This is a genomic window from Neolewinella litorea, from assembly GCF_004803465.1.
GTDB classification, from domain to species: domain Bacteria; phylum Bacteroidota; class Bacteroidia; order Chitinophagales; family Saprospiraceae; genus Neolewinella; species Neolewinella litorea.
Genome location: NZ_SRSF01000001.1, coordinates 162345 through 188447 on the forward strand (window position 1 = coordinate 162345; position 26103 = coordinate 188447).

General features: G+C 58.8%; 21 protein-coding genes. 15 read left to right on the forward strand and 6 right to left on the reverse strand.

Features of this window, described 5'->3' with window-relative positions; all coding sequences use genetic code 11:
• The 4 genes from fbp to E4021_RS00725 all read left to right on the forward strand — a co-directional run bounded on the left by fbp (position 1) and on the right by E4021_RS00725 (position 2687).
• Positions 1–999: a class 1 fructose-bisphosphatase gene (fbp, locus tag E4021_RS00710; protein WP_136455976.1), complete on the forward strand. Its 999-nt coding sequence runs from the start codon at positions 1–3 to the stop codon at positions 997–999.
• Complete coding sequence (locus tag E4021_RS00715; RefSeq protein WP_136455977.1) at positions 999–2108, forward strand: acyltransferase family protein; 1110 nt, start codon at positions 999–1001, stop codon at positions 2106–2108. The genes fbp and E4021_RS00715 overlap by 1 nt, the downstream gene beginning before the upstream one ends.
• A gap of 63 nt (positions 2109–2171) precedes the next feature.
• Positions 2172–2354, forward strand: a complete 183-nt coding sequence (locus E4021_RS00720) for a hypothetical protein (protein WP_136455978.1) — start codon at positions 2172–2174, stop codon at positions 2352–2354.
• Positions 2355–2486: 132 nt separating this feature from the next.
• Complete coding sequence (locus E4021_RS00725; RefSeq protein ID WP_136455979.1) at positions 2487–2687, forward strand: hypothetical protein; 201 nt, start codon at positions 2487–2489, stop codon at positions 2685–2687.
• A gap of 2 nt (positions 2688–2689) precedes the next feature.
• On the opposite strand, the gene E4021_RS00730 is transcribed toward E4021_RS00725, so the two are convergent.
• From E4021_RS00730 to E4021_RS00740, 3 genes are all read right to left on the reverse strand, one after another.
• Positions 2690–4306, reverse strand: coding sequence for a VWA domain-containing protein (locus tag E4021_RS00730; protein WP_136455980.1), 1617 nt, complete (start codon positions 4304–4306; stop codon positions 2690–2692).
• A gap of 120 nt (positions 4307–4426) precedes the next feature.
• Positions 4427–5182, reverse strand: coding sequence for a glucosaminidase domain-containing protein (locus E4021_RS00735; RefSeq protein WP_136455981.1), 756 nt, complete (start codon positions 5180–5182; stop codon positions 4427–4429).
• A 103-nt stretch (positions 5183–5285) separates the two neighbouring features.
• Complete coding sequence (locus E4021_RS00740; protein ID WP_136455982.1) at positions 5286–5954, reverse strand: cyclase family protein; 669 nt, start codon at positions 5952–5954, stop codon at positions 5286–5288.
• 191 nt (positions 5955–6145) lie between these two features.
• Between E4021_RS00740 and E4021_RS00745 the strand changes: the two genes are divergently transcribed.
• The 3 genes from E4021_RS00745 (at position 6146) to E4021_RS00755 (ending at position 9453) form a co-directional block, all read left to right on the forward strand.
• On the forward strand, positions 6146–6403 hold the full coding sequence (locus E4021_RS00745; protein ID WP_136455983.1) for a DUF4212 domain-containing protein: 258 nt from the start codon (positions 6146–6148) through the stop codon (positions 6401–6403).
• Positions 6404–6466: 63 nt separating this feature from the next.
• Complete coding sequence (locus E4021_RS00750) at positions 6467–8266, forward strand: sodium:solute symporter family protein (RefSeq protein WP_136455984.1); 1800 nt, start codon at positions 6467–6469, stop codon at positions 8264–8266.
• A gap of 98 nt (positions 8267–8364) precedes the next feature.
• Positions 8365–9453, forward strand: a complete 1089-nt coding sequence (locus E4021_RS00755; protein ID WP_136455985.1) for an AAA family ATPase — start codon at positions 8365–8367, stop codon at positions 9451–9453.
• Between the two features lie 28 nt (positions 9454–9481).
• On the opposite strand, the gene E4021_RS00760 is transcribed toward E4021_RS00755, so the two are convergent.
• Positions 9482–10786, reverse strand: a complete 1305-nt coding sequence (locus tag E4021_RS00760; protein WP_136455986.1) for a M23 family metallopeptidase — start codon at positions 10784–10786, stop codon at positions 9482–9484.
• 88 nt (positions 10787–10874) lie between these two features.
• The gene (locus tag E4021_RS00765) at positions 10875–12350 is read right to left on the reverse strand and encodes a hypothetical protein (RefSeq protein ID WP_136455987.1); all 1476 of its coding nucleotides are present in this window, start codon (positions 12348–12350) and stop codon (positions 10875–10877) included.
• 286 nt (positions 12351–12636) lie between these two features.
• Between E4021_RS00765 and serC the strand changes: the two genes are divergently transcribed.
• The 5 genes from serC to E4021_RS00790 all read left to right on the forward strand — a co-directional run bounded on the left by serC (position 12637) and on the right by E4021_RS00790 (position 19824).
• On the forward strand, positions 12637–13698 hold the full coding sequence (gene serC / locus E4021_RS00770) for a 3-phosphoserine/phosphohydroxythreonine transaminase (protein ID WP_136455988.1): 1062 nt from the start codon (positions 12637–12639) through the stop codon (positions 13696–13698).
• Between the two features lie 103 nt (positions 13699–13801).
• Positions 13802–14011 (forward strand): hypothetical protein, encoded by a 210-nt coding sequence (locus E4021_RS00775; RefSeq protein ID WP_136455989.1) that lies wholly within the window; start codon positions 13802–13804, stop codon positions 14009–14011.
• A gap of 358 nt (positions 14012–14369) precedes the next feature.
• Entirely contained in the window at positions 14370–15014 is a 645-nt protein-coding gene (locus E4021_RS00780) for an HAD family hydrolase (protein WP_136455990.1), read from the forward strand.
• Positions 15015–15116: 102 nt separating this feature from the next.
• Positions 15117–16835: a T9SS type A sorting domain-containing protein gene (locus E4021_RS00785; protein ID WP_246050187.1), complete on the forward strand. Its 1719-nt coding sequence runs from the start codon at positions 15117–15119 to the stop codon at positions 16833–16835.
• 70 nt (positions 16836–16905) lie between these two features.
• Positions 16906–19824 carry a TonB-dependent receptor gene (locus tag E4021_RS00790; RefSeq protein WP_136455992.1) on the forward strand — a complete coding sequence of 973 codons (2919 nt, stop codon included), beginning with the start codon at positions 16906–16908 and terminating at the stop codon, positions 19822–19824.
• 42 nt (positions 19825–19866) lie between these two features.
• Here the strand turns inward: E4021_RS00790 and E4021_RS00795 are convergent, their stop codons facing one another.
• On the reverse strand, positions 19867–20310 hold the full coding sequence (locus E4021_RS00795) for an RDD family protein (RefSeq protein WP_136455993.1): 444 nt from the start codon (positions 20308–20310) through the stop codon (positions 19867–19869).
• Between the two features lie 468 nt (positions 20311–20778).
• Between E4021_RS00795 and E4021_RS00800 the strand changes: the two genes are divergently transcribed.
• The 3 genes from E4021_RS00800 to E4021_RS00810 all read left to right on the forward strand — a co-directional run bounded on the left by E4021_RS00800 (position 20779) and on the right by E4021_RS00810 (position 26066).
• On the forward strand, positions 20779–21771 hold the full coding sequence (locus tag E4021_RS00800) for a S66 peptidase family protein (protein WP_136455994.1): 993 nt from the start codon (positions 20779–20781) through the stop codon (positions 21769–21771).
• 135 nt (positions 21772–21906) lie between these two features.
• Positions 21907–24339 carry an LTA synthase family protein gene (locus E4021_RS00805; protein WP_136455995.1) on the forward strand — a complete coding sequence of 811 codons (2433 nt, stop codon included), beginning with the start codon at positions 21907–21909 and terminating at the stop codon, positions 24337–24339.
• 32 nt (positions 24340–24371) lie between these two features.
• Positions 24372–26066, forward strand: coding sequence for a glycosyl hydrolase (locus E4021_RS00810; RefSeq protein ID WP_136455996.1), 1695 nt, complete (start codon positions 24372–24374; stop codon positions 26064–26066).
• Positions 26067–26103: the final 37 nt, after the last annotated feature.

Here is a 26103-nt window from a genome sequence, read left to right on the forward strand (position 1 = left end):
ATGAAACATCACCCCCAAACGCTTGGCGAGTTCATCATCAGCAACCAGAAGGATTTTGAATATTCTTCCGGCGAGCTCAGTCGCCTCCTCAACTGCATTCGCCTGGCCGCGAAGGTCGTCAACCACGAGATCCGGCAGGCCGGACTGGTCGACATCACCGGTACGGTAGGAAACGTCAACGTACAGGGCGAGGAACAGAAGAAACTGGATGTATTCGCCAATAACGTCTTCATCAACGCCCTTACGAACCGCAACATCGTCTGCGGCATCGTCTCGGAGGAGAATGAGGATTTCATCACCATCAGCGGTGCCAACAACGCCAATCGGAACAAGTACGTGGTGGTTATGGACCCCCTCGACGGTAGTTCCAACATCGACGCGGGCGTATCGGTGGGCACCATTTTCGGCATTTACCGGCGGATCTCACCCGAGGGTACGCCAGTGACGCTCGACGACTTCCTGCAGCCGGGTAATATGCAGGTAGCGGCCGGCTACGTGATCTACGGCACCTCTACTATGCTCGTCTACACCACCGGCAACGGGGTAAATGGATTTACCCTCAACCCTGCCATCGGTACCTACTACCTTTCCCACCCCAACATCCGGATGCCGGAGCAGGGTAGGGTGTACTCCGTGAACGAGGGATACTACGTCCACTTCCCGCAGGGAGTGAAGGACTACATCAAGTACTGCCAGAAGGAGGAGGACGACCGACCGTACACGAGCCGCTACATCGGGAGCATGGTAAGCGACATCCACCGCAACCTCATCCAGGGCGGCATCTATATGTACCCCAAAAGCTCCGAGCGCGAGGCGGGCAAGCTGCGGCTGGTCTACGAGTGTAACCCCGTTGCTTTCATCGTGGAGCAGGCCGGCGGACGGGCCACCGACGGATACCGTCGCATCCTCGACATCAAACCCGAACACATTCACGAACGTATCCCGCTCTTCGCCGGCAGCCAGAAAATGGTGGAGAAGGCAGAATCATTCCTCCACTAATGGAAACCGTAAAGACAACCGTCAACAACCGCATCCTGTCGATCGACCTCCTGCGGGGTCTGACGATCGCTGCCATGATCATGGTCAATAATCCCGGCACGTGGAGTCATATCTACGCGCCACTGGGACACGCGCCCTGGCACGGCTACACGCCCACCGACCTGATCTTCCCCTTCTTTCTCTTCATCGTCGGTTGTTCAATCTCCTTCGCCTACCGCAGCAAGTCGCCCGGGCCGGATACTTACCGTAAAATAGTGGTCCGCAGCCTCAAACTGATCGGACTGGGCATCTTCCTGGGGGCTTTTCTTATTTACCCGCCCTTCGTGAAGGCCTGGAGCGAGATCCGCCTGCCCGGGGTGCTGCAGCGGATCGGCCTGGTATTCCTGCTGGCGGCGCCATTGGCCTTGCACCTGCGTTCGCGGCAGATTGTCTGGTTGTGCGTAGCGCTGTTGCTGGGTTACTGGATCTGGATGGGTTTCATACCGCTGCCGGACGGCAGTGACCCGACCTACGAGCGCGCGCCGAACAACTGGGCCATGTACGTTGATAAACTCATCCTGGGTACCCATACCTGGCAGGAGGATTACGACCCCGAGGGATTGCTGAGTACGCTGCCCGCAGTAGCTACCTGTCTGATTGGCGTGCTGACCGGCCGCTACCTGCTGGCTCCCTACGCCAACAAGACCCGGGGCTTATTTCTGGCCGGCGCTGCTATGCTGGTCGTAGGGCACCTGTGGGGACTGGTCTTCCCGATCAACAAGGCGCTCTGGACGAGCAGCTTCGTGCTGGTCACGGCCGGTTGGGCCCTGGTCGTTCTGGTGATCATATACTACATCACCGACGTGCGTGGCATAATATGGGGGCGGGTGTTCAGCTACGCCGGAGCCAACGCGCTCATCCTGTATTTTCTCTCGAGTTTTTTCGCCAAGATATTCGGCAGTATTCAGGTAGGCGATACTTCCCTGCACGGCTACCTGTACGAGACGATCTTCGTTCACGACTTCATGCCCGACAAGCTCTCCAGCGTACTCTATGCCCTGGTCCTGGTGGCCTTTTACCTGGCCCTCGGAGCCTGGCTTTATCATCGGCGGATATTCGTTAAAGTTTAGGCCGGTGCTGTGCTACGCGAACATAGTGTTGGAAAGGGGATTCTATTCCAAATTCACGCCTTCATGCGACATCTCACCCTTACGGCTGCCTTAATGATGGCCACCACTTTATTGACCGCGCAGGACAATCCCCTGATCGATATCGACATTGACAAGACGGAATGGTACGAAAACCCGGTTCTATGGGTTGGCGTAGCGGCATTCTTCATAATCCTCATTGTCGTGACCCGCCGGAAACCGACCTGATAATCGCTTGTACAAGCCTGTTCTGTAAGCGCCCCGGAAACCATTCCGGGGCGCTTGTCGTATGGGGATCTTGCAGCCAACTGGATGAACCCGTCCCTGCCGGAGAGAATTGTAAGGGGAAAAAGTTCCTTTATGAAACGTGCGCTGTACTTACTATCGGTCCTTTTATATACCCCCCTGTTGCCGGGGCAGGTAGGGGTAGAGGAGAATCCTGAGATCGACCCCGATGCACCCTGGTACGAAAGTCCGACCCTTTGGATCTTGCTGGCCGTAGGCCTGGTCGTAGCGCTCCTGGTGCTGCGTCGGAAGTCTCGCCGGCCGACCCGTCCGTAAGGCTACCGCGCGGTGATCGGCGCCAATCCGCGCGTGAGCTCCCGGATGATGCCCCGTCGTTCGGGGTCATAAATCCAGTTCGTGTCGAAGCGGGAAAGCAGCTCGGCGTTGGCCTCGCGGGTCAGGGCCAGGCTGTGGAACTCGGTTCCCTTATTATGCTGGAAATGCGCAACTTCTGACAGGACATCGCGATCGATCTTGTACATGACGAAGTCAGAGATCATCAGCACGTCGGCGTCCCGGTAGTCGTTAGCTTTAAGTTGACGCAGCGCTTCGTAGAGGGCCAGGGTGGCATCGGTACCCCCGTAGAACGACATAGTCAGAAAGGCTGCCAACTCGTCAATTGAATTAGCGATGTCATAGAGGTCGATAGTCTTGATGCCGGTGCTGAAATTGATCAGATAGGCCCGGCGGTTGCTCTGGATCGCCATCTTCAGAATGCCCAAGGTGAGTACTTTGGCGATCTCTTCGGGGCGGCCCATCATTGACTGGCTGGTATCGACGCAGACGATGAAGGGGCCTTTTTCGCGTTGCTTTACCCGCTGGCTTACTTCCATTACATGATCCTCGCGACGCACGGTGTACCGGTCCTCGTAGCGCAGGGTAAGCAGGCCATGGTCGGCGTATTTTTTCAGGAAGGCGGTTTCGGTATCGCGCTGGCTCAACAGAGCGGCTTCTGAACTCAGGATGTGATTCAGGTCGTGGCTTTCGTGGATGCCGACGATTTCCGATCGACGCAGGGGATCGGTTACCCACTCCTGTCGCACGATCGTTTTTTCAAAAGTTTCTTCCTCCAGTTCGATTTCCGCTTCCCGCAGATTGCCCAGCAGATCGGCCAGCCGGCGTAGGCTGTCTTCGTCGGCCAGCAGCGCGTCGTAACGTTGCAGGGCATCGAAGCTGGTCGACTGCCACAGGTCGCGGCTCATATCCCACCCGAGGTAATCGGTGAATGGATTAAGGATGGACCGGAGGCGGCGGTACTCTTCCACTTTTTGTTTCAGCAGGTCGGTAAAGCTTTCCTTTGCCTCACTGAATTTACGCAGCTGATATTCCAGGATCTTGGCTTGCAGCAGGGCATCCCACTGACTGAGCAGGTCAGTCAATAATCGGTCGAACTCCCGGTGATCGGCTGCGGACCACTCCACTACGTCACGCGAGAAATACCGGTCGAGGCGATCCTCGTAAAATGCTGTATCCAGCTCCTCTCGCAGGTAGGTGGAGCGCAGGAACTGCAGCAAATGCGGATAGCGGTGCCGGAAGGCACGGGCCGGAGTGACGCTCCAACCCTGCAGCAACTCTACCTCAGAAGTGTAGGGATGCCTGGTTTCCGCCCGGGCAAAGGTTTTCTTGATCCAGTAGAGCGTATCGAGGACGATCTGCCGGGTAATGCTCTCGTTGTCGGCGCAGATGAAAAGCAGTTGATCGATCCCGAAGATGTCGTCAAGGGCCGACTGAAAATATTCCGCGTAGCGGTCGTTTAGTGCTTCCCCCAGGTAGGGCTGACCGCTCAGTTTTGACTTCAGGTACTCCACCAGGTAGCGACGGGTGCGCCGGTCCAGTAGCTGCCCGAATTCAATAAAGCGCTGGTACTCCGCTTCCAGGATTTCATCTTGTTGCATCACAGGAAGAAACGGTGGGGATCGGAGGTGGTTTTGCCCGCCGGGCTACGGGTAAAAAAAATGACCGCCTTCCTGATGGAAGACGGCCGGAAAACCACTTAGAGAAAAATAGTCCTGGCATCAGAGACGGTCGAGTTCGAACCGCTCGATGATCTGTAGCAATTTATCGGCGTACCCGGGGTCGGCACTGTAGTTCGTCTGCGCCAGTGCCGCGATCCATTGCTGGTGGTTCACCGACTCGTAAGCCAGTTGCGGGAACCGTTTCTTGATGGTTTCGCTATGCGCACGCCACGAACTCCAGGCATTATCGAAGCGATGGCGGGGCGTGGCGGTAGGAAAGTGGTTGTTGTCCTCCACGGCGGCGGCTGCGGAGCCGGCATCACTTTCCAAGATGGCCATGGCGAGCTTCACCGGAACGGGGATGCCAAACTTGTCGGCCTCGGTGCGGGCCACACGGGCGAAGCGATCGATATAGGCGCGGGTGGCGGCAGCGTCCAGACGGTCCACCGTCCAGGAAGGTGTGGCAGGGGTGCCGGATGGCAGCATGCTGAGCGTAGAGGTGTGGACGGGAGAAGAAGCCGTACGCTGCGCCTCCCCGGTAATGCCAGTGCCCGCGGCACCAACGGTAACCGTGAAGTCGATCTGCTTCTGGGTGAAGACGAAAGCCGCCAGGGCGATCAGTCCCACGCGGAACCAGGTCAGGCGCAGGTAAGTCATCCAGGTGGGTGGGATGTATTCCGTCTGGGCGGCGCGGTAGCGGGCCGATTTAACGTATTGCCCACCGCGCGAGCGGAGGCGCCGCCCAAGCAGTCGCCAGTTGACATTAAGAACTTTTTCGGGGCCGCCACCGTGGGCGGGCGAGGAGGAGCGAGACATAACCAGTACTTTTTGCAACCGCGCCACTGGGTGTGACGCAAAGCAAAAATACCACACAATGTGTCAAGTTCCAAAACTAAAAACACAAAAAGTGTTTTTCTAATCAATCCGCCTTTTCCCTCAAGAGAATACGAATGGGGGAGCCATCGGAGCCGGCGATCTTCAGCGGCAGACAAATCATGTCGTAGTCTCCCTCATCGGTGCGCCGCAGATCCACGCCCTCGATGACCCACACGTCTGCCCCCAGTAGGGCGCGGTGCGTTTGGGGGTTTCCCTGGTAAAAGGGTCCCACCGACAGGTAGTCCACCCCGACCAGCTGCAATTTGCGATCGGCGATCCAGTGGGCGGCTGCAGGGCCGATGCCGTGGTAATCCTTATTAAAGGGTGCCTGGGGCCAGAAGGCGGCGTCGCTGTTGGGCGTCCGCAACAGCAGTCGGTCCCCGGCCAGCAGCGGGCGCGTTCGCTTTTCGTAAGCTTCGAGATCTTGCGGCGTGACTTCGGCCACGCAGTCGATCCGCGCGATGCGTACCGGCCCGAGGCCTACGGAGATAGGGAATCGACTGATGTCGGTGCCCTGCGCCAGAAAGTGACAGGGCGCGTCCATGTGGGTACCCGTGTGTACGCTCATGTGGATGACCGACACCTTCGCCGTATCGCCGCAGTGGATGCAGCTCAGCATCTCCAGATTTGTATCCGGCTGCCCCGGCCACCCGGTCATTCCTTCAAAAATGGGATACGTCACGTCCGTCCAACCCTCATACCATTCTGCCATGTCTATCACTTTCGTTCGGACTGGTAAGCGCGGTGCCGGAACAAAGGTTCGCGTTTGTTGGCCTGCGCGTTTGGAAGTTCTTTCCAACCGGTATATCTTGAGCAGGCATTCGGCCACGAGCCGCAAAGAACCTAGTCGATCATGCCTTTTTATTCGACGGGCCACACGTACACCCACTAATATTTTATCTGATGGCCCCACCGGAAGAATACCGCCGCTACTGGCGAGCTAATCTTCGGTATCTAGCGATCCTTCTTACGATATGGTTTGCCGTCAGCTTCGGCTGCGGCATCCTTTTCGTAGACCAGCTCAACCAATTCCGGATCGGAGGGGCCAAACTGGGCTTCTGGTTTGCCCAACAGGGAAGCATCTACGCATTTGTCGTCCTCATCTTCGTGTACGTTTACCTGATGAATCGTCTCGACGCCGAATTCGGGGTAGGTGAATAACCGAAGCCCCGCCGCGCCCACCGGTCGTCGCCCTTTCCCGTTCCAATACCCCGCCAGCTGATTATGGACGTACAAACCTGGACCTACCTCATTGTCGGTGCCACTTTCCTCCTCTACATCGGCATTGCCGTGTGGGCCCGTGCGGGATCCACCTCCGAGTTCTACGTGGCCGGCGGCGGCGTCCATCCCATCGCCAACGGTATGGCTACGGCGGCCGACTGGATGAGCGCGGCCAGTTTCATCTCCATGGCCGGCATCATCAGTTTTGCCGGTTACGACGGAGCGGTTTACCTCATGGGCTGGACCGGCGGCTACGTCCTGCTGGCCCTCCTGCTCGCGCCCTACCTGCGTAAATTCGGCAAATTCACGGTGCCCGACTTTATCGGCGACCGCTACTACTCCAACGTCGCCCGTACGGTGGCGGTCATCTGTGCCATCATCGTCAGCTTCACCTACGTGGCCGGTCAGATGCGCGGTGTAGGACTGGTGTTCAGCCGCTTTCTCGAGGTGGAAATCAACACCGGCGTCTACATCGGTACCGTAGTCGTGTTCTTTTACGCCATCATGGGCGGGATGAAGGGGATTACGTACACCCAGGTGGCCCAGTATTGCGTCCTGATCTTCGCCTACATGGTACCCGCCATCTTCATCTCTCTGCAGATGACGGACCACCTCATTCCACAGCTCGGATTCCTGGCCGACGTGAACGACGGCTCCGGCGTAGCCCTGCTGGACAAGCTCGATCAATTGCATACCGAACTCGGCTTTGCGGAGTATACCGACGGCACCAAATCCACCGTCGACGTTTTCGCCATCACCCTGGCGCTCATGGCGGGCACCGCAGGACTGCCCCACGTCATCGTGCGGTTCTTCACCGTGCCCCGTGTGAAGGATGCACGCATCAGCGCCGGTTGGGCCCTGCTGTTCATCGCGGTGCTTTATACCACGGCACCGGCCATCGCGGCCTTCGCGCGGACCAACCTCATCACTACCATCTCCGAGCGCCCTTACACGGAGCTCCCGGGCTGGTTCAGTAAATGGGAGGAGACGGCCCTGGTAGCCTGGGTGGACAAAAACAACGACGGGGTAGTGCAGTACGCTCCGGGTCCTCCCTTCGTCGGGGACGTGGACCAGCAACGTCCGGCGGGCGGCGGCGCGCGGGTGCAAGGGGCCTCCGGGCAGGCGCTCCTCCACAACGAACCCACCGATAATCCCAATGAAGTATACATCGACCGCGATATCATGGTACTGGCCAATCCCGAGATCGCCGGTTTGCCCGCCTGGGTGATTGCCCTGGTTGCGGCGGGCGGACTGGCGGCGGCGCTGTCCACGGCTGCGGGATTGCTGCTGGTAATTTCCACGGCCGTGAGCCGCGACCTCATGCGAAAGCAGATCAAGCCCAACATGAGCGAAGCCGAAGAACTGTGGTGGGCGCGCGGCGGGGCGGCCGTTGCCGTATTGGTCGCCGCCTATTTCGGGGTGAACCCGCCGGGCTTTGTGGCGGCCACGGTTGCCCTGGCCTTCGGACTGGCCGCCGCGAGTTTCTTTCCCGCGATCGTACTGGGGATTTTCGACCGGCGTATGAACCGCGCCGGGGCCGTCGCGGGTATGGTCGTCGGTACCGTATTGATGTTTGGCTACATGGCCGTGTACCGTCTGGGCTGGTTCGTTGAGGAAGTGCCCGCGCCGGAAACCTGGTGGTTCGGTATCAGCCCGGAAGGCTTCGGCAGCGTGGCCATGGTGGTCAATCTGGTCGTCGCCCTGGTGATAAGTCGCTTCACGCCACCACCACCCGAGGACGTACAGGAAATGGTGGAGACGATACGCATCCCCCGCGGGGCCGGAGCGGCCAGTATGCACTAGCTTTGGAAGGGAGCCCGGGACAGGCTCCTGACCCGCATTGCTGCCGGCTTGTTTTCTTTGCACCTGCGCCCGCGCCCAAAACCGCCAACTTCTGAGCCATGCTTGACCGCCTCTACATTGCCGCTACTTCCCAGCACGTGGGAAAAACCACTTGCACGCTGGGGCTCATGGCCGCTATCCGACAGCGGGAATACCGTGTAGGCTACTGCAAACCGGTAGGGCAGGAATGGGTAGAATTGGGAGACCTGCAGGTCGACAAAGATGCGCTTTTGTTTGCCCGGGGCATGGATTTTGAGTTGCGCTCGGAACTGCACAGCCCCGTGATCATCGGCAGCGGCGTGACGGCCAAGTACCTCGACGATCCCTCCCGCTACGAATTCAATTCCGCCATCACCCGGGCGAGCCGCAAACTGCAGTCACGCAACGATTTCGTGATTTACGAAGGTACCGGTCACCCCGGGGTAGGTAGCGTCTGTGACGTGAGTAACGCCCAGGTAGCCCAACTGCTCAATGCCCCCGTAGTGATGATCGTCGAGGGCGGGATCGGCAGCACCATCGACCGGCTCAATATGAACCTGGCGATGTTCCGCGAACGTCGGGTTCCGGTACGCGGAGTGATCGTCAACAAGACCCTGCCGGCAAAACTGGAGAAGGTGCGGCACTATGTGGGCAAGTACCTCGACAAGACCGGCATTCCGTTGCTTGGCGTCCTGCCGTTCGAAAAGATCCTGGCCAACCCCATTATGGCCTCCATCCGTCATTCGCTTAAGGGGCGCACACTGATGAACCGCGAGGGGCTCGACAACCAGGTGGAGAATATTGCCAGCGGCAGCCTGTTGGCCCAGGAAGAAGTGGAAAATTTGAAGAACCTGCTGGTGATTGTCAGTCACCGCCGGTTGTACGAAGCGCTCAGTGCCCTGCAGGGAATCCTGAGCGATCGCAATCTGCCGGGTTCAACGATTTCCGGGGTGGTGGTGACGGGCCTGTCTGACGACAACCCGGATTTGCCGCACTCAGACTTTCTGTCCGCGCACAACATTCCAGTGGTGGCCTGCCAGCTGGACACGTACGGGGCCGCCGTGCGCATCAGCCAGATGGAGGTAAAGATCAATCTGAAAACCCCGTGGAAGATCCGGCGGGCGGTGGAACTGATCGAGGAGCACATCAATATGGACCTGCTCCTCTGATCGGATCGGTTGGTAGCCTTTAGTATTATTATTTGCTGACCGTATCCTCTTCTTCGATGGGGCTGCCCACGCTGTTCAGCTTGGCCAGGTAGTCGTCGCGTACCTGGAAGAATTCCGGTAGGTATTCCTCGGGCATCGGTTCGGCGTCCTGGAAGTCCATCTTGGTGTGGTCGACCTGCTTGCCGTTGTCCCAGAACCGGAAGCATACGTGGGGGCCGGTGGCCAGGCCGGTTGAGCCGACATACCCAATCACGTCACCCTGGCTCACGCGCTTGCCCACGACCATGCCGGGGGCGCGCTTTTGCATGTGCAGGTACTGGGTATCGAAGCGTTTGTCGTGACGGATCTTGACGAAGATGCCATTGCCACCGGTACGCCCGGCGCGGCTGATCACGCCGTCGGCCACCGCCACGATGGGGGTGCCATAGGGCGCGGCGTAGTCGGTACCCAGGTGGGGCTTGACGCGGCGCTGCACGGGATGAAAGCGGCGTAGGTTGTAGCGGCTGCTGATGCGGCTGTAACGCACGGGCGCCTTGAGGAAGGTAGCTTTCATGGGCTGACCGTCCAGTCCGAAGTAACCCGCCTGGGTGCTGTCCTCACTCTCGAAGTAGAAGGCATAGATGTCTTTTCCGCCGGTGCTGTAGCGGGCCGCGCGTACGCGGCCGAAGCCGGCGGGGTTGTTTTCAACGTATTCCTGTTCGTAGACCAGTTGAAAGGCATCGCCGGGTTGCACGTGGTAGAAGTCGACGGACCACTGCAGCGCGTCTTCCATCTTGTCGGTGAGGGCAAAGCTGTGTCCGGCACCTACCATAGCGTTCCACAGCGAGGTTTCCACTTCGCCCGCGGCCAGTTCTTCCGTCATCGTCACCGGCAGCGTAGCGTAGTCGTGCCGGCCGGTACCCTGAAGGTCCAGTCGGAGGTAGCGGTAGACCGATGGAGCGTAGATCAGAAAATCAGGGCCGTCGGTGTCGGCGTCATCAAGAACCTGGTAACTGCGGCCGGCGCGCAGGTTGCGCACGTCGAGCATTTCGTTGAAATCGTTTGCTGCATCGTAGGCCTGCTGCGCTGCCAGCCCGTGCCCGAGCAGGATGTCGGAGAGGGTCTGTCCGTACTCAATGGTACCTTCCTTAATGGAAAAGGTATCAAGGGCCACGCCATACCGAACGGTGGGTTCAATGATCGGAAAACCAGTCCGGGTAAGGCGGGGAGCATCCGGGGCGGGGGAAGCGTTGGTAAGGCTGGAAAGGATAGTGCCGCCAAAGAGCAGACAAAGCGAAAGGGCCAACAGGCCGGAAAGCGCCCGGCGGGCCCGAACATTATGCGGTAATCTCACGTACAGATAGGTTTATATACTATGCAGCAGGCCGGTAGGTGACCTTGCGCAAATATAAAAACTATATCGGTAGGAGTTCACCCCCTTACTAGGGGGTCCGTACGCGGGTCGTTTCCTGGATCCAGCAGCCTACGGTAAAGGTCGACCCTTCCTGAATTCCGCGCTGGAAGATATCGGCACGGGAGGGCATGTAGCGGGTGTAGCGGTTGATCAGATCGTTCGCTTTACCGGCTACGGAGGAGTCGACGGATTTGGCGCGTTGCCACATGTCGATGGCTGGCCACACGACCACCTGGCTGTCAAAGCCGGTGCCGGGACCGCAGAGCGGGCCGCTACTGGCGTACAGGGTTCCGATCAGCATGTAGGGCTCACCGTTGCGGGGATCGGCCTGGGCGGCGCGGCGGGCGAAGGCCCTGGCCTGGCTGAAATTGCGCAGGTCGCGGTAGTAGATCTTGGCGGCCGTCAGCAGATAGCGGCTCTTGCGTTCCCCGTCGGTGGTTTCCTCGGCGGCCTGTTCGAAGAGGCGCACGGCCTCGGCGGACTTGTTGCTTTTGAGGGCATCGTAAGCCTGGCGCAGGGTGGACCCACCTGAGGGACCAGCCTCAACAACCGTTGCGCAGTTCTCTTCGAAGGCTTTTTTCACGCGTTGGAATTCCGGCAGCGTTTCGGCGCAATCGGCCCACTGCAGTCGCGAGTAGGCGGTGGTGATGGCATCGCAATCGGTGGGGTTGGCCTCAAAGTCCGGAAAATATTCCGTGAGGTAGTATTGGCAATCGTAAAACCCTTTGACGGTCTCGAAGTACTGCAGGCTGCTCGGAGCGTAAGCCTGGATCGCTTGCCAGGCGGCGCACTCGTCGCCGCTACATTCCTGCAGACCCAGTTCCAGCCGCGTCTTCAGGGCGCTCACGATCTTTTTGGCTTCGGCGTCGTCAATTTTGTCCGCATCGTGCTGGTCGACCACCAGCCGCGACATGGGGTTGATGATGAAGTACTGCAGTTTTTCCGGACCGTCCATCTCGATGCTTTCCTTGAACAGGGCATAGATTTCGTCTTCCGTAGCGGTGCCCGGGTAGGTGTAGTAGCTGTCGAACGCCTGGATGGCGGCCATGTAGCCGTCGCCGGGGTAGCACTCCCGGGCCTGCTCGTACAGCATCAGAATGGAGTCGCCGTACACCTGGCGCTTATCGGGGTTCTGCTCGATGAGGTAATTGTAGAAAGCCACACCGTCGGTGTATACGGTAGGGCGGCGTCCGTCGGCGGCGGGGCTGACGGCGTACACTTTGCGCCAGGTTTTGAGCGCGCGGTCCATCTCCTTGGCCTTCAGGGCAGTACGGTAGATGACGTAATTGGTTTCCGCGTCGTCCGGATTGCGGGCGTCGGAAAATTTGGGGCAGGAGCTCAGTTCCTCTCCGGGTTTGGCGGGCCGAGTGGCGGTGGTGGCTTTCGCTTGCGAACCGCCGGTGTCCGTCCCGGTGGTGGCCGGACCGGCTGCTTTGGGGGTACAGCTCAGGACCATCAGCATCATAAAGATGGAAGCCAGAAAAAAAAATTGAATTCGGTTCATAGTAAGCTAGAGGTTAAGTGGCATTATAAGGATGCAACACTATCGGATGTTGACGGAAGCGCGGCGTCCGGACACCAGAAGTCAAAATTAACTTTCCTGCGGCAATGACGGGGCAGGCTAGGGTGACTGTCGAATCGCACCGTGGCGTTCAAGATCGATCTGGCCACCGGAAAACGGCGACTATGGTGATGCGAAAGGGTAGGAGACCCCAAACTATAAGGTGAGAAAACTATTCTATGCAGACACTGCTAACCCGAGGTATTTTCGCCCCCGCAAATCACCCCAAATGAAAAAGATCAATTTTAGTGCCGGTCCGGCCATCCTTCCCGCCAGCGTGCTGACCCAGGCCGCCGCGGCGGTTGAGAACCTGGACGGCAGCGGACTCTCCATCCTGGAAATCAGCCACCGGTCGGACGCCTTCGATGCGGTCCTGGTAGAGGCCGAACAACTGGTGCGCGAACTCCTTAACGTCGGCGACGAGTACGGCGTCCTCTTTCTCTCCGGGGGAGCGAGCACTCAGTTTTTCTTCACGGCGATGAACCTTCTCAATCCCGAGGAAACAGCCGGCTACCTGGATACGGGCTCCTGGTCCGCCAAAGCCATAAAGGAGGCCAAGAACTTCGGCAAGGTCAACATCATCGCCAGCAGCAAGGAAAGCAACTACGACCACATTCCCCGCGGCTACACCGTACCCGATGGCCTGAAGTACGTTCACCTAACCAGCAACAATACGATTTTCGGCACCCAATTCAAGGAGTGGCCCGAAACGGACGCTCCGCTAGTAGCCGATATGTCCTCGGATATTTTCAGTCGACGCATTCCCCTGGAAAAATTCGGCATCATCTACGCCGGCGCGCAAAAGAACCTGGGCCCCGCGGGCGCTACCCTGGTCATCGTGCGCAAAGACCTGCTGGGAAAGGTTAACCGCACCCTCCCGTCCATGCTTGATTACCGCGTCCACATCGACGGGGGCAGCACCTATAACACCCCTCCCGTGTACCCGATCTACGTAATGATGCTCACCCTGCGGTGGATCAAGGCACAAGGTGGCCTGGAAGGGATGGAAAAGCACAACGAACGCAAAGCCAAGCTCCTCTACGAGGAGATCGACCGCAACCCGAAGTTCCGTGGTACGGTGGCGGATGACTTCAGCCGCAGCCAGATGAACGTAACCTTCGTTTGCACGGATGAAGCGGACACCGCAGCCTTCCAGGCCGCCGCCGAAGCTGCCGGCTGCGACGGCATCACGGGCCACCGAAGCGTGGGCGGATTCCGGGCCAGTATCTACAACAGTATGCCCTACGAAGGCGTCGAAACCCTGGTTCGGGTAATGCGAGAGTTCGAATAGATCGGCTTTCTGTCCGGATAATGGACCCATTGGTCGAAATAACCCGCCGGTTACCGTACTTATTTGGTACGGAACCGGCGGGTTTCTTATATTAGCCTTCGCAATGACACACCCTAAAGTTAAATTGATTACCCTTCTGGTAGCACTCTTCATCTGTAGTGCCGCCTGCTCTGGCTTTTTAGTCGGACGGACGGTCAAGCTACACGAGGAAGGGAAGTTCGAGCAGATTCAGCAGGTGAGCGATCAGGTGTACGACATTGGATCGGCTGTCGTTCGCGGAGTGGAGGTTATCCGCCGCGTAATCCTTCGTTGACCCGCCCCCCTTTCTCCTGCTTTCGCCAAAAATTCGTGCACTAGCTCATGGTAGCGCGGTGAAATTTATTTCCCATCAGGTAAGGGATGTATGGTAGCTCGATACCACTCGTTTACATTGGCCAAGGTTTTACTTATGGGATTAATGTCAGACTGCCGTGTTCCGCAGGAGAAGTGCGATGAAATGCCTCTGACTGGAAATTCACGGGTGGGTGGAGTAACCGTGGCTAACTGTCCTCCATTTCCGCCTAATCCATTGTCACCTTGCTTACCCACCCGGTCAACCTTTTCGGTCGTCCGGATATTGGTCTTTCTTTACGGCGTATCCGGCGTCGGTATTATAACCCCAAATCCATATTATGCTGCGCGGCCTTCTCTGCGATCTTGACGGCACCCTTGCCGACTCCGAGCCCCTCCACTGCGCCGCCTGGCTGTCCCTTCTGCGGGAGTCTTACGGTCTGGAATATGACGAGCACTGGTTTGAACAGTGGATCGGTACGAGCGACCTGGTGGTTGCTACCTACCTGATTAGGGAACACGACTGGGACATCACTACGGACGAACTTGTCGCGCAGAAACAAGAAAGGTTCCAGGAGGCCGTACGGCAAGAGGGGAAGACCTTTTCCGGCGTGCCGGAAGCCCTGCAAGCCATCGCCGAGCGGTTCCCGCTGGCCATCGCCACTAATAGCGGGCGTTCGGATGCCGACTTAATGATCGAAGCCACCCGTCTTGATCGGTTCACCTCCGTAAGTGTAACCGCGTCGGACGTTGAACATATGAAACCGGAACCAGACATCTACTTGCTGGCCGCCGAAAAGCTGGGCCTGCCGGCCACTGAATGCATAGCCATTGAGGACAGCGGCCCAGGTGGCATCTCGGCCAAGCAGGCTGGGTGCTACCTGATTGGCCTGACCGACAAGGTGACCAACGCGGATGAGCGCGCCGACTCCAACGAGGCGGCCTTGCGCCGTGCCTTTCACTTGCTGGTGCAGGACGCGGATTAGATCGTGTCCCCTTCACAATAAGTTAACCTAAGTGTAATAGGGAGTTTATGGACTGACTGGATCTTTGCGGTAAATCTGAGACCCGCAAAAACCCAAATGTCTATGAACCCAACTGTTACCCTTTTTCTTTTGGCCCTCCTGCTGAGCGGTGCAGGGGTAATGGCACAGGATCGGATCGTCATCACCGATAACGATCTGGTCGGCGGGGAAACCTACAACTGGACCAGCAATAATGACTATGTCCTTGACGGACTAGTTTTTCTTGAAGCCGGTGCCACGCTCAACATTGAAGCCGGTACGGTCATTCGCGGACTGGGCGGTCCGGACGTGACTACGGGTGACAATACCTCTGCCCTGATCATTTCCCAGGGTGCGCAGATCTTCGCCCGCGGTACCGCCGAGCAACCAATCATCTTTACGGCATCCGATGATGACGTGACCGACCCTTTTGACTACGACATCATTGACCGTGGCGAATGGGGTGGACTGATTATCCTCGGAAGCGCCACGATCGCCCGGCCCGGCGGGTCGGATGGTATTGAAGGCATTGACGCCGCGGAATCCCGGGCGCGCTTCGGCGGCACGAATGATGCCGACAACAGTGGCGTACTCAACTACGTCTCCATTCGCCACGGGGGTGCCCAGTTGAGCACCGACAACGAAATCAACGGACTCACCCTGGGTGGTGTCGGTTCCGGTACCGAGATCGATTACATCGAAGTCTTCGCCAATCTGGACGACGGAATCGAATGGTTCGGTGGCACGGTGCAGGTGAACCACGCGGCGGTATCCTTCTGCGGCGACGACGGCTTCGACTACGACTTCGGTTGGCGCGGCGGCGGACAGTACTGGTTCGCCCTGCAGGGACCCGGAGACCCTACCGGCCGTTCCGGCGAGCACGACGGTGCCAGCCCCGATGAACAGCAGCCCTTCAGCCGCCCGACCATCTACAACGCTACCTATATCGGCATCGGCGCCGAGCAAACCGCCTCCGGCGGTGATGCCGGTCGTTCGCTGCCACTCTCGGTACTTTTCCGCGACAATGCCGGGGGTTACTACTACAACTCCGTCTTCGTCGACTTCAATGGTGCGGCTGTGGCCATCGAGGACCGGACGGATTCCGAAACAGATTCCTACGCTCGCCTCCAGAGCGGCGACCTGGGCTTCTTCAACAACTACTTTTTCTCCTTCGGAGCCGGAGACACTCCGGCCGACCTTTTTCTCGCCATCGATCAAAATGAAGCCATTGTACCGGCCTCCAGCGCCAATGTTGCCGCCACCTTCGTAGCGAACGGCAATATCATCGCGGATCCCGTGCTCAATAGTCTCGACGCGCGCAACGCCGACGGCGGAAACGTCGACCCCCGCGTCTACGCTTTCGGACCGGCGGCCATCGACGCACCAGTAGCGATTGCCGGTTACGATACCACTGAGTTCTACGGTGCCTTCGCCCCCGGTGCCTACGCCGACAGCAACAACAGCTGGCTAACCGGCTGGACGGCACTCGACCACTATATGGTTACCGGCGACTTCACCAACGGAGTAGGGCAGGTAGCGGATGCCGGCTTCCTACTGGATGCTCCGGTGCCCAACCCCGCCACCCAGATCGCAACCATCGGATTTGCCTTGCCGCGACCAGCACAGGTGACCCTAACGGTGATGGACCTATACGGTCGCCCGGTGTTGCGGACCGCTAATCGCTACGATGCCGGCGATCAAACCCAACGCATTGACGTAAGCCAGCTGCCCAACGGTAACTACCTGATCGTGCTCGACGCCGCCGGTAGCCGGCTACTGCAAAAAATGGTGGTAGCCCACTAAACCCGAACTACACCACCGGGGGGACCTCCCGTCTTCCCCGCCTTTTATCTAGTGCAAACAATTTACCCTTATGCTTAACCGCATGTTTTCTCTTCTGGTCCTGATTTTGGTGACGGCTACTGCCATGTCGCAAAAAGGGGCCATTGCCGGAACCGTTTACGACGAGGACGGCTTCCCGATGCTGGGTGCCAACGTCGTCGTCCAGGGCACCTCTACCGGGGCCCAAACCGACTTCATCGAAGGTAAGTACCAGTTTCAGGTGGAACCTGGAACGTACACCGTTGCTGCCAGTTACGTCGGCTACGCCGAACAGGTGCTGGAAGGCATCGTGGTACGCGCCAACGAAACCACCATTCTCGACATCACTTTCGCCGAAGACACCGGCGTGGAATTGGCTCTCGACGTCACGGTAACCGCCCAGGCGCTCGAGCGCGGTGAGGTAGCCGTAATGAAACTGCGGCAGAACAGTGACAAGGTCCAAGACGTGATCTCCAGCCAGGAGATCCAGCGCCTTGGTGCCGGAACTGCCGCCGCGGCCCTTACCAAGGTTACCGGTACAACGGTCGTCGATGGCAAGTACGTTTACGTTCGGGGCCTGGGCGACCGTTACTCGGCCACCACCCTCAACGGACTGCAGCTGCCCAGTATCGACCCTTACCGCAACTCCGCCCAGTTGGACCTGATCCCCACCACCGTGCTGGACAACATCACCGCCAGCAAGACTTTCACGCCAGACCTTCCCGGTGACTTCACCGGCGGAAGCGTGAACATCAAGATCAAGGCCCTTCCCGAGCGCTTCACCTGGGGGGTTTCGGCCTCCGGGGGGTACAACAACCTGAGCAACTTCCGCAACGACTTCCTGACCTATCCCGCCGGTAAAAAGATCGGACTGGGTTACAACGACGGCACCCTGGATGGTCCCGCCATTTTGCAGGATCCGCGACTCGAAAGGCTGAACGCCCTGAGCAGCAACGTCGACCGTCGCGCACGCCGCGATCCCGAATTGGCCGCAGCCGTGGAGGACGTCGCCAACGAATTTGGCAATGCCTTTACTCTCGGTACCAAAAGTACCGGACCCGATTTCAGCCTGAGCGCCAACATCGGTAACCAGTTTAACCTGGGCACCATGCCGCTGGGTTTCTTTGCCACGGCTTCCTACAGCCGGGAATACAGCCAGTACACCAATGGCGTGCGCGGCAACTTCGTCAACCCCGGCGGCAGCGCCGGCAGTCTGCAGGAGATATACGACCTGAGCGACTCCAAGAGCGTGGAGTCCGGTCAGTTGGGTGGCATGGTCGGCCTGACCCTTCGCCCTTCGCCGGCCAACAGCATCTCCCTGTATACGATTTACAGCCACCAAGGCTTCCTCGAGGGACGCATCCTGCAGGGCAGCAACGAAAGCAAGGGAGCTGCCGGAACCGCCGACAACTTCTACCGGTCGCAGGCTTCCACCTTCATGGAGCGCGAACTGATCGACTACGTATTGCAGGGCGAGCACACCCTCACGGGACTGGGCAACACCAAGATCGAATGGTCGGCCAACTACATCGACAGCAAGCAAAACGAGCCTGATCTGCGCTTCGCCGAGTACATCGAGCAGGGGGACCGCTTCATCATCGATCCCAGCCAGTTCAGCCGTCCGAGCCGCTTCTTCCGCGACCTGTCCGACGACACCTACCAGGGATCGCTTGACATCACCGTACCGGTTCTGCAGGGCAAAAGCCGCGGTAACGCGCTGAAATTCGGTGGCATGTACCGGTCGAAGAGCCGGGACTTTAACGAAAAGATTTACGCCTACGAAAACGACCGCGGTCTCTCCTTCAGCGAAGCCGGTGGTGATTTCGACGTGTTCTTTGGACCAGACAACCTGGGTGTAATTGAAGAGGTCAATAACCGCAACCTGGTGGGTGTCTTCGTCTTTGACAACAGCAACCTGGCCAACAGTTACACCGGCACTTACGACGTAGGTGGCGTCTACGGCATGATGACCTACGAAGTGAGCCCCCGCCTGAAAGCGATCTTCGGCCTGCGCGCGGAGCAGACCCGTATCCTGGTCGAAAGCGACGTGGTGGCTAACGAGTACCAGCAGTCGGCCGAGAACGGCCGTACTCCGGACCTCAACCGCATCGACGACAATACCGCCAACATCGATACCCTGTCATTGATGCCCGCCCTGAACCTGGTCTACAAGCTTGGCGAGAATACCAACCTGCGCGGCAGCTTTACCCAAACCGTGGCCCGTCCCAACATGCGGGAAGTAGCCCCCTTCGGCGCTTTTGGCTTCCTCGGAGAACCCATCGTGTTCGGTAACCCCGACCTGGAACTGACGAGCGTAGATAACTACGACCTGCGCTACGAGATTTTCCCCAACGCCGGTGAAGTACTCGCCCTGAGCGCTTTCTACAAGCGTTTCCGCAACCCGATTGTGACCACCTTCCGCCTGTCGGGCGATCAGCAGTTCACCTGGACCAACTCCGAGAACGCTGACCTGTACGGTCTGGAGATCGAGGCCCGTAAGTCGCTAGGCTTTCTGAACGAGAAACTGGACAACTTTACCCTGAGCACCAACCTGGCGGTGATCGAAGCCCGGCAGCAGATCGACGCCTCCGAGGTTCGCCTCGGCCAGGCCGTAGACCCGGAATTCAGCGGTGACCGCCGCTTCAACGGACAGTCGCCCTTCGTGGCAAACGCCAACTTGAGCTACGCCACGCCGACTTCCGGCTGGGATGTGGTCATCGCGTACAACTACTTCGGCGATCGCCTGCAAAGCATCGGCGCCGTAGGCAGCCCGGACATCTTCGAACGCGGTCGCAGCCAGCTTGACATGAGCATCAGCAAAAAGATTGAAAACTTCAAGTTGAGCCTGCGTGCCCGCAACCTGCTAAACCCCGCTTTCGAAAGCTACTCGACCTTCAGTGGACAGGAGTACATCTTCCAGAGCTACGAGCGCGGTCGCGAGATCTCCTTCGGGGTGAGCTACGGCCTGTAACCGCCGCAAGACGCACTAGATTACATATCTGTAGTCAACCTTTCAATGCCCTCCGTGCTCCGCACGGGGGGCTTTTATTTTGCGTCGCTCGGTCTTGGCCACGTAGTCGTGCAAGAAGCGGTTGTCCTCGCTGAACACGGCGAAGAGCAACAGAATGGGCGCAGAGAACAGGCTAAAGGCCTTAAGGAACGACCGAAGAATGCGCGTCTCAATGCCAGGCTTGCCTTCCTGATCGCGGCTGACGATCTCGGACCGCCGCAGGTCGACCAGATCCGGGTGAAAGTCCACGATCGTCCAGTAAAGCGTACTGCCCAGGAGGGTGGTGAGCATCACGCTGCCGCCACCTTCGAGCAGGATGGGTAACCAACGGTCGGTATCGTACCCGATGGGCAACTCACCCCGGAAAATGAAGAATTGCACACCGATCACGGCCAACATGACCGCGCAGTCTGCGAGATAAAGGAGGTAACGACCGAAAACACCCATGATCTGTATTTTTATTGGTGTTTCTAAATTAAGGGACATGACCCCCGCCGGGCAGTTTTATCGACCTATGCAAGTAGGCCATAGACGGGGAGGGTGGGGCAGTGGGGCCCTTGAAGTTCAGTGCCGGTAGGTTGCTGGGGCATAGGCCGTTGCGCAAGTTTGGTGATTGCCCACATGCAGGAGAATGTGGAACATGGTAAGGTATTGTGTCCCGGGATCAGCAATGCGCCAGACGGACCTTTACCGGCCCAACCAACCATCTTATTAGCTCATGAACACGTTCTTCCCATCCACCCGTCGAACGGTACCACCGCGGGCACGTGTGCAACCCCTTCCCCCGACGTACCTCGGCATACTGATCCTGGGACTGTTGGCCAGTTTCCTCGGTGGGTATTTGCTTGGCCACTCACCATTGGGAGTGGGGTAGCGAGACTTACGGTTCATGGCCGATGGATTAACTTGCCCGCTATGAATCGTCGCACGTTTACCTCCCGTCTGGCTGCCGGACTGGCTTTGCCGCTTCCGCTGAGCCCGGCACCCGCGCTCCGCCGCCCGGATCCTCCCGCTCGCCTGCGCCCCGGGGATACGGTCGGACTCATTACGCCGGCGAGTTTTCTCGATGATGAGGGGCTGGAGCGTGCCGTCACCCAAATCGAGGGACTGGGGCTGCGCGTGAAACTGGGACGATACGTGCGGTCGGAAAACGGATTTCTGGCGGGTACGGATGCCGAGCGATTGGGTGATCTGCACGCCATGTTTGGCGACCGCGACGTACAGGCCGTCTGGTGCGCCCGGGGAGGCTACGGAAGTGCCCGACTGCTGCCGGACCTTAACTACAACCTCATTCGCCGCAACCCCAAAATCCTGGTAGGGTATAGTGACATTACCGCTTTGCTGAACGCCATCACCCGGGAGACAGGGATAATCACCTACCACGGCCCGGTGGGAAGTTCGGAGTTCACCGCTTATACAGAGAAGCACCTGCGCATGGCGCTTTGGGAGGGAGAAGAGTGGTCAACGATCCACCCCCCGGAGGAGGGGCCGGAGCCCTATATCATACGGCCCGGCCGGGCATCCGGTGAACTGTGGGGGGGCAACCTGAGCCTGCTGGTCGCCAGTGTGGGGACGGATTTCACCCCGCCGATCGACGACAGCCTGCTCTTTATTGAAGAGGTGGGGGAGAAGCCCTACCGGATCGACCGGATGCTCACGCAACTGCGGCAAGCGTGGAAGCTCGACAAAGTCGCCGGCATCGTACTGGGCACCTTTAAGGACTGTGAGGCCGATCCGGACGACCGGTCACTGACGCTGCGGGAGACGCTGACGGAGCGCCTGGGTGACCTTGACGTCCCCGTGGCCTACGGGTTGCCCATCGGGCACATCAAGGATATGTGCACGCTACCGGTCGGCGGGCGGGCGACCTTTGACGCCTTCGACTTTACCATCACGCCCGGGGAATAGGACCAGCTTATATCGCTACGCGGTGGCTCACAACCACTGCCTGTGGGCATAGCGCAGCATTTTCAAAGGACCTATCTTGGCCTTGGCTAGCCCGGCTGGTGGGCCAAACGCTTTACCGACAATTCGGAATGGTCCATGAATGCAGCACACCTCGCCCGACTTCTGTTATTTTGGCTCTGTTGTGCGGGCGCAAACGCGGGAGCAGTAATCCCGGGAGATGCCGCAACGGTGGCGGATACGGTTTACCAGAACTTCACCTACGAGGCTGAGAACGCGGGGGAGGTGTTCCTGGTCTGGAAACCCGTCAACTACCCGGTCACGGATGGCCTGAACTGGAACGAAGATACCCGGGCCGAGGACTCCCTACTGTACACCCCCATGGTGGGTGAAGATGGACGTTTCAGCGCCACGCTGAAATTGCCGGTAAGCGCCGAATTCTATTTCTGTTTCTGGATTACGGAGAACGACGCCGGCGATATTCGCGATTACTGGGACGTCCGCGTAGGGGCTACGGTGGCCGCCACGCCGGACCGGACCATTCACCGCGTGGGGACTGTAGAAGGGGAGGAGGTGTCCGGGGTCGGCATCAGGGATCTGTATATGATCCTGTTCGGCTTGCTTTTAGTCGTTTACGTCGTACTCCGCTGGGCGGGCCGGCAAAGATTACGGGATAGGGGGGTGCCGGCCATTCATCGCATACTTGCGCTAGGTGGGGCTTTGGCGCTGTTGCACCTCATTGCCCGGGCGGAAATACTGGGAGTTACCCCACATGCCGCCTTGACCAATCCGCGCTGGACAGTGGTGACCGTGTGGGCCGCCTCGCTGCAAGACCTTTTGCTGGTCGCGGGCCTGGTTCTCCTCGGCTGGGCAGCCGTAGCCGCGGCCCGCAGCCGGTCGCAGGAGCGTTGGATTACCGCCGGATTCACGGTGGTGACGCTTTTGCTGGCGTTCACAAGTCAGGTGAACGTGGATACCGTCGCTTATATGGGTAATCCCTTCACCTACCAGTGGCTTTACTATTCGGAATTTCTGACGGCTACGGATGCCTGGTCGGCAATCGGTGAGCAGGCCTCGGGGGGTCGGGTCGGTGAACTGCTGGCCGCGTGTTTGGGGGTGTTGGTGTTGAGCCGCATCATGGAGCTCGTGCTGCTTTGGTTGCCCGTTCGATTGGGTACCTTACTCCTGGCCGGGGGATTGGCGACCGCCGTAATCGGCAGTGCACTACTGGCCCACCACCGCCCGCCGCAGGCTATGGCAGGGCAATTGGGAAACGCCGTCACCACCTTCGTGGGATCCGTAATTTCTTCCGATGCGCCCTCCGCCTTCAGCGAAGCCACGCTGCCCGCCGGCGCCCTGCCGTTCGCCGAGTCGGAGTATCCCCTTGCTGCGCCTATGTCTCTGCCGGACACCACCGGGCGGGTCCGGAACCTGCTTTTCATCGTCCTGGAATCGGCCGGTGCCGTGTACTTCAACACGTATACCGGACAGCGCGGTCTGGAGGAACCCCTGCAGCCTTATCTCGATCAAAGCCTGGTCTTTGAGGAGGTCTACGCGCACGCCCCGTCCACGAACTGCTCGCTGGTTTCGCTGCTGACGGGCATCTACCCCAAGCTCTCCTACGAGAGCGTCACCAAGGAATTAACGACGGTCGATTTTCCCTCCGTTCCTTCCATACTGTCGGAACGCGGCTATCGCACCTCCTTTTTCTCCTCCGCGGATCAATCCTGGCAAAGCGGAATGGAATACCTGCAACACCGGGGATTCGACATTGTCAAGGATTACCGGAACATCGAATGCGAGGAGCAGTTCCGGGTGGACCTGAATAACTACAAAGAGGGCGGAGGAATAGACGATGCGTGTCTGGCCGAACAGTTCAACAATTGGGTTGGCGAGGATACTACCACGCCCTTCTTTTCGGTGCTGTGGACGGTGCAGGCCCACTATCCCTACTATTTTAAGGGTGAGGAACACGACTACGGGGTGGGCAACTTCAGTCTCAATCGGTACCTGAATGCCGTGCGGCACGGCACCGAAGTAGTGGACCGGGTATTGCAGGACCTGCGGCGTCGGGGCCTGGACAGTACCACGCTGGTGGTGGTGACCGGCGACCACGGGGAAGCATTTCAACAGCACGGCCACAGCGGCCACGGCAACACCCTTTACGAGGAAGACCTGCGTGTCCCGCTTTACTTCATAAATCCGGTACTGTTCGATGGCCGGCGCTACGACGGCCTGGCGGCCACGAAGGATATTCCGGCCACGGCGCTGTCGTTATTAGGCGTGGAGGTACCGGAAGCGTGGCAGGGCAGAAAACTGCTAGCATCCAGGTCGGATGAGGTTTTCTTTTTCGCGCCGTGGACCCAGCTTTACTTTGGGTACCGCAAGGGGAATACCAAATACATCTTTAACGAAACGAAGAACAGCGTGGAGGTGTATGATTTGGCCGCGGACCCCTACGAAAAGCGTGACCTCTCGGCTACGGTGCCTGAGGCTGCCATCGACTCGGCGCGGATACGCATTGCCGCCTGGGTACAATCTCAATCAAAACTCTACGACAGTTTCCAGTGATCACGAGCCGAAAATACTTTTGGCGGTATACCATGCTCGCCATTGCGGCGGTCGGTATCCTGCTGTACCTCCTGGCCCCCACTTTCGGGTGGATGCTTGATTCCATCTTCCAGCGCAGCACCGCACTTTACCCGGCTCCCGAGGTGGAGGTGATCGGGCGGTACGTCCTCGATGAATCACCGGAAGCGGAAATACCCCCGCGGTTCACCCACTACATACTGGACCTGAACTACCAGAGCGGTTGGCTGGAGGACGAAGCTTTGCTCGAGGCACTGCGGGACGAGCGCCCGGTGATGATCACCGTACAGACCTGGAGTTCGGGGAGCCGGGCCTACGACAACAATCCGCTGGTAGACGTAAACGCGGGCAGGTACGACGACATCTTCACCCGGTTTTTTCGATTGCTGCCGGAAAAGGGGGAAGGCATTTACCTGCGGTTCAATCCGGAAATGGAAGTGCCGGTTGACCAGTACCCCTGGCAGCAGTACCCCTCGGTCTACATCGATGCTTACCGCCGTTTTGCCCGCCTGAGTGCACAGGAGGCCCCCGCGGCCGTGCGCATGTGGTCTCCGGCCGGCTATCCCGGCGCCCTGGAATTTTACCCCGGTGACGACGTGGTTGATGCGGCGTCGGTGACCTACCGGTATTCGGGGGAGGGCCAATTGACTGCCTATCCGCGTGACCTGCCTCCGGACACCGACCTGTATCGCCGACTCCACCGGCTGCGCTTCCTTTCGGTTCCGATTTACGTTATCCTGCCCCCGGAAGCCAAGGGGGCACTGCCGGACCTGAACCGCGTAATCCAAAAGCTGCGGCAGGCCCCGGAAGGCACCTACGGAAAGCAACCATCGCTCGACGCCGTGACGGCGAACCGCAAACGGTACCGTGAGGAGGCCTTCACTTTCGGCCTGTACGATCCGGACGGCCGCTTGCTCGACAACGAAAGCATTTCCGCCGAGCATCTCTTTACCGATTTTCAATCTATCGACTCAGGTAAATTTGATTCCCTGTTCCGGGCCGTGGACGCGCGTGGACACGTGGCCATCGTAAGCTTCGAGCCCTTTCATGCACCGGACGAGGTACGAGACTCCAATGTGCTGGAAACCATGGTGGAAGGCAAGTACGATTCGATTTTGGAACGGCTATATACCACCCTGGGCTCCGCTTCCGGGCCGGTGTACTTCCGCTACGCCCACGAAATGGAGATCCCTATTCACCGGTACCCCTGGCAAAGCCAGGACCCCCACACCTACATCCGCTCGTTCCGCTACGTGATGAACCCCGACCGCCTCCCCGCAAACATCCGGCGGGTGTGGGGCCCGGCCGGCGACCGAGGTTCGCTGGAGTGGTATCCGGGCGACGATTTCGTGGACTACATCAGTATTGCCATCTACGGCCTGCCCGACAAGAATATCACCGACCCCAAACAGCAGGAGCAGTTCGCTACGGTATTCAACCGCAAGATGTGGCGCATGCGCTTCGTAGGCAAGCCGGTCTTCATTACGGAGTTTGGCGTCAAGGGCCCGGAGGATTACCAGACGGACTGGATGCTCGGCGCGGCCAAAACACTCAGGGACGACTACCGGATAGTGGGCATCAACTACTTCAATATGTCGGATACACCAAAAGCCTGGGGGGATATCAAGCCGCCCGACTGGAGCATCACGCGCCCTACGCTCGACGCCTTCGTGGCGGCGCTGACCGGGGAACGCAAGGAAAGGCAATAAATGGCTGTGTGACGAAAAGCAACATATTGGTGAAAAC

Coding starts and splice junctions, on each gene's coding strand:
- E4021_RS00775 (WP_136455989.1), top strand. CDS start 13,802: ATGACACACCCTAAAGTTAAATTGATTACCCTTCTGGTAGCACTCTTC.
- E4021_RS00805 (WP_136455995.1), top strand. CDS start 21,907: ATGAATGCAGCACACCTCGCCCGACTTCTGTTATTTTGGCTCTGTTGT.
- serC (WP_136455988.1), top strand. CDS start 12,637: ATGAAAAAGATCAATTTTAGTGCCGGTCCGGCCATCCTTCCCGCCAGC.
- E4021_RS00740 (WP_136455982.1), bottom strand. CDS start 5,954: ATGGCAGAATGGTATGAGGGTTGGACGGACGTGACGTATCCCATTTTT.
- E4021_RS00785 (WP_246050187.1), top strand. CDS start 15,117: ATGAACCCAACTGTTACCCTTTTTCTTTTGGCCCTCCTGCTGAGCGGT.
- E4021_RS00715 (WP_136455977.1), top strand. CDS start 999: ATGGAAACCGTAAAGACAACCGTCAACAACCGCATCCTGTCGATCGAC.
- E4021_RS00720 (WP_136455978.1), top strand. CDS start 2,172: ATGCGACATCTCACCCTTACGGCTGCCTTAATGATGGCCACCACTTTA.
- E4021_RS00730 (WP_136455980.1), bottom strand. CDS start 4,306: ATGCAACAAGATGAAATCCTGGAAGCGGAGTACCAGCGCTTTATTGAA.
- E4021_RS00810 (WP_136455996.1), top strand. CDS start 24,372: ATGCTCGCCATTGCGGCGGTCGGTATCCTGCTGTACCTCCTGGCCCCC.
- E4021_RS00750 (WP_136455984.1), top strand. CDS start 6,467: ATGGACGTACAAACCTGGACCTACCTCATTGTCGGTGCCACTTTCCTC.
- E4021_RS00790 (WP_136455992.1), top strand. CDS start 16,906: ATGCTTAACCGCATGTTTTCTCTTCTGGTCCTGATTTTGGTGACGGCT.
- E4021_RS00795 (WP_136455993.1), bottom strand. CDS start 20,310: ATGGGTGTTTTCGGTCGTTACCTCCTTTATCTCGCAGACTGCGCGGTC.
- E4021_RS00735 (WP_136455981.1), bottom strand. CDS start 5,182: ATGTCTCGCTCCTCCTCGCCCGCCCACGGTGGCGGCCCCGAAAAAGTT.
- E4021_RS00755 (WP_136455985.1), top strand. CDS start 8,365: ATGCTTGACCGCCTCTACATTGCCGCTACTTCCCAGCACGTGGGAAAA.
- E4021_RS00765 (WP_136455987.1), bottom strand. CDS start 12,350: ATGAACCGAATTCAATTTTTTTTTCTGGCTTCCATCTTTATGATGCTG.
- E4021_RS00780 (WP_136455990.1), top strand. CDS start 14,370: ATGCTGCGCGGCCTTCTCTGCGATCTTGACGGCACCCTTGCCGACTCC.
- E4021_RS00745 (WP_136455983.1), top strand. CDS start 6,146: ATGGCCCCACCGGAAGAATACCGCCGCTACTGGCGAGCTAATCTTCGG.
- E4021_RS00800 (WP_136455994.1), top strand. CDS start 20,779: ATGAATCGTCGCACGTTTACCTCCCGTCTGGCTGCCGGACTGGCTTTG.
- E4021_RS00725 (WP_136455979.1), top strand. CDS start 2,487: ATGAAACGTGCGCTGTACTTACTATCGGTCCTTTTATATACCCCCCTG.
- fbp (WP_136455976.1), top strand. CDS start 1: ATGAAACATCACCCCCAAACGCTTGGCGAGTTCATCATCAGCAACCAG.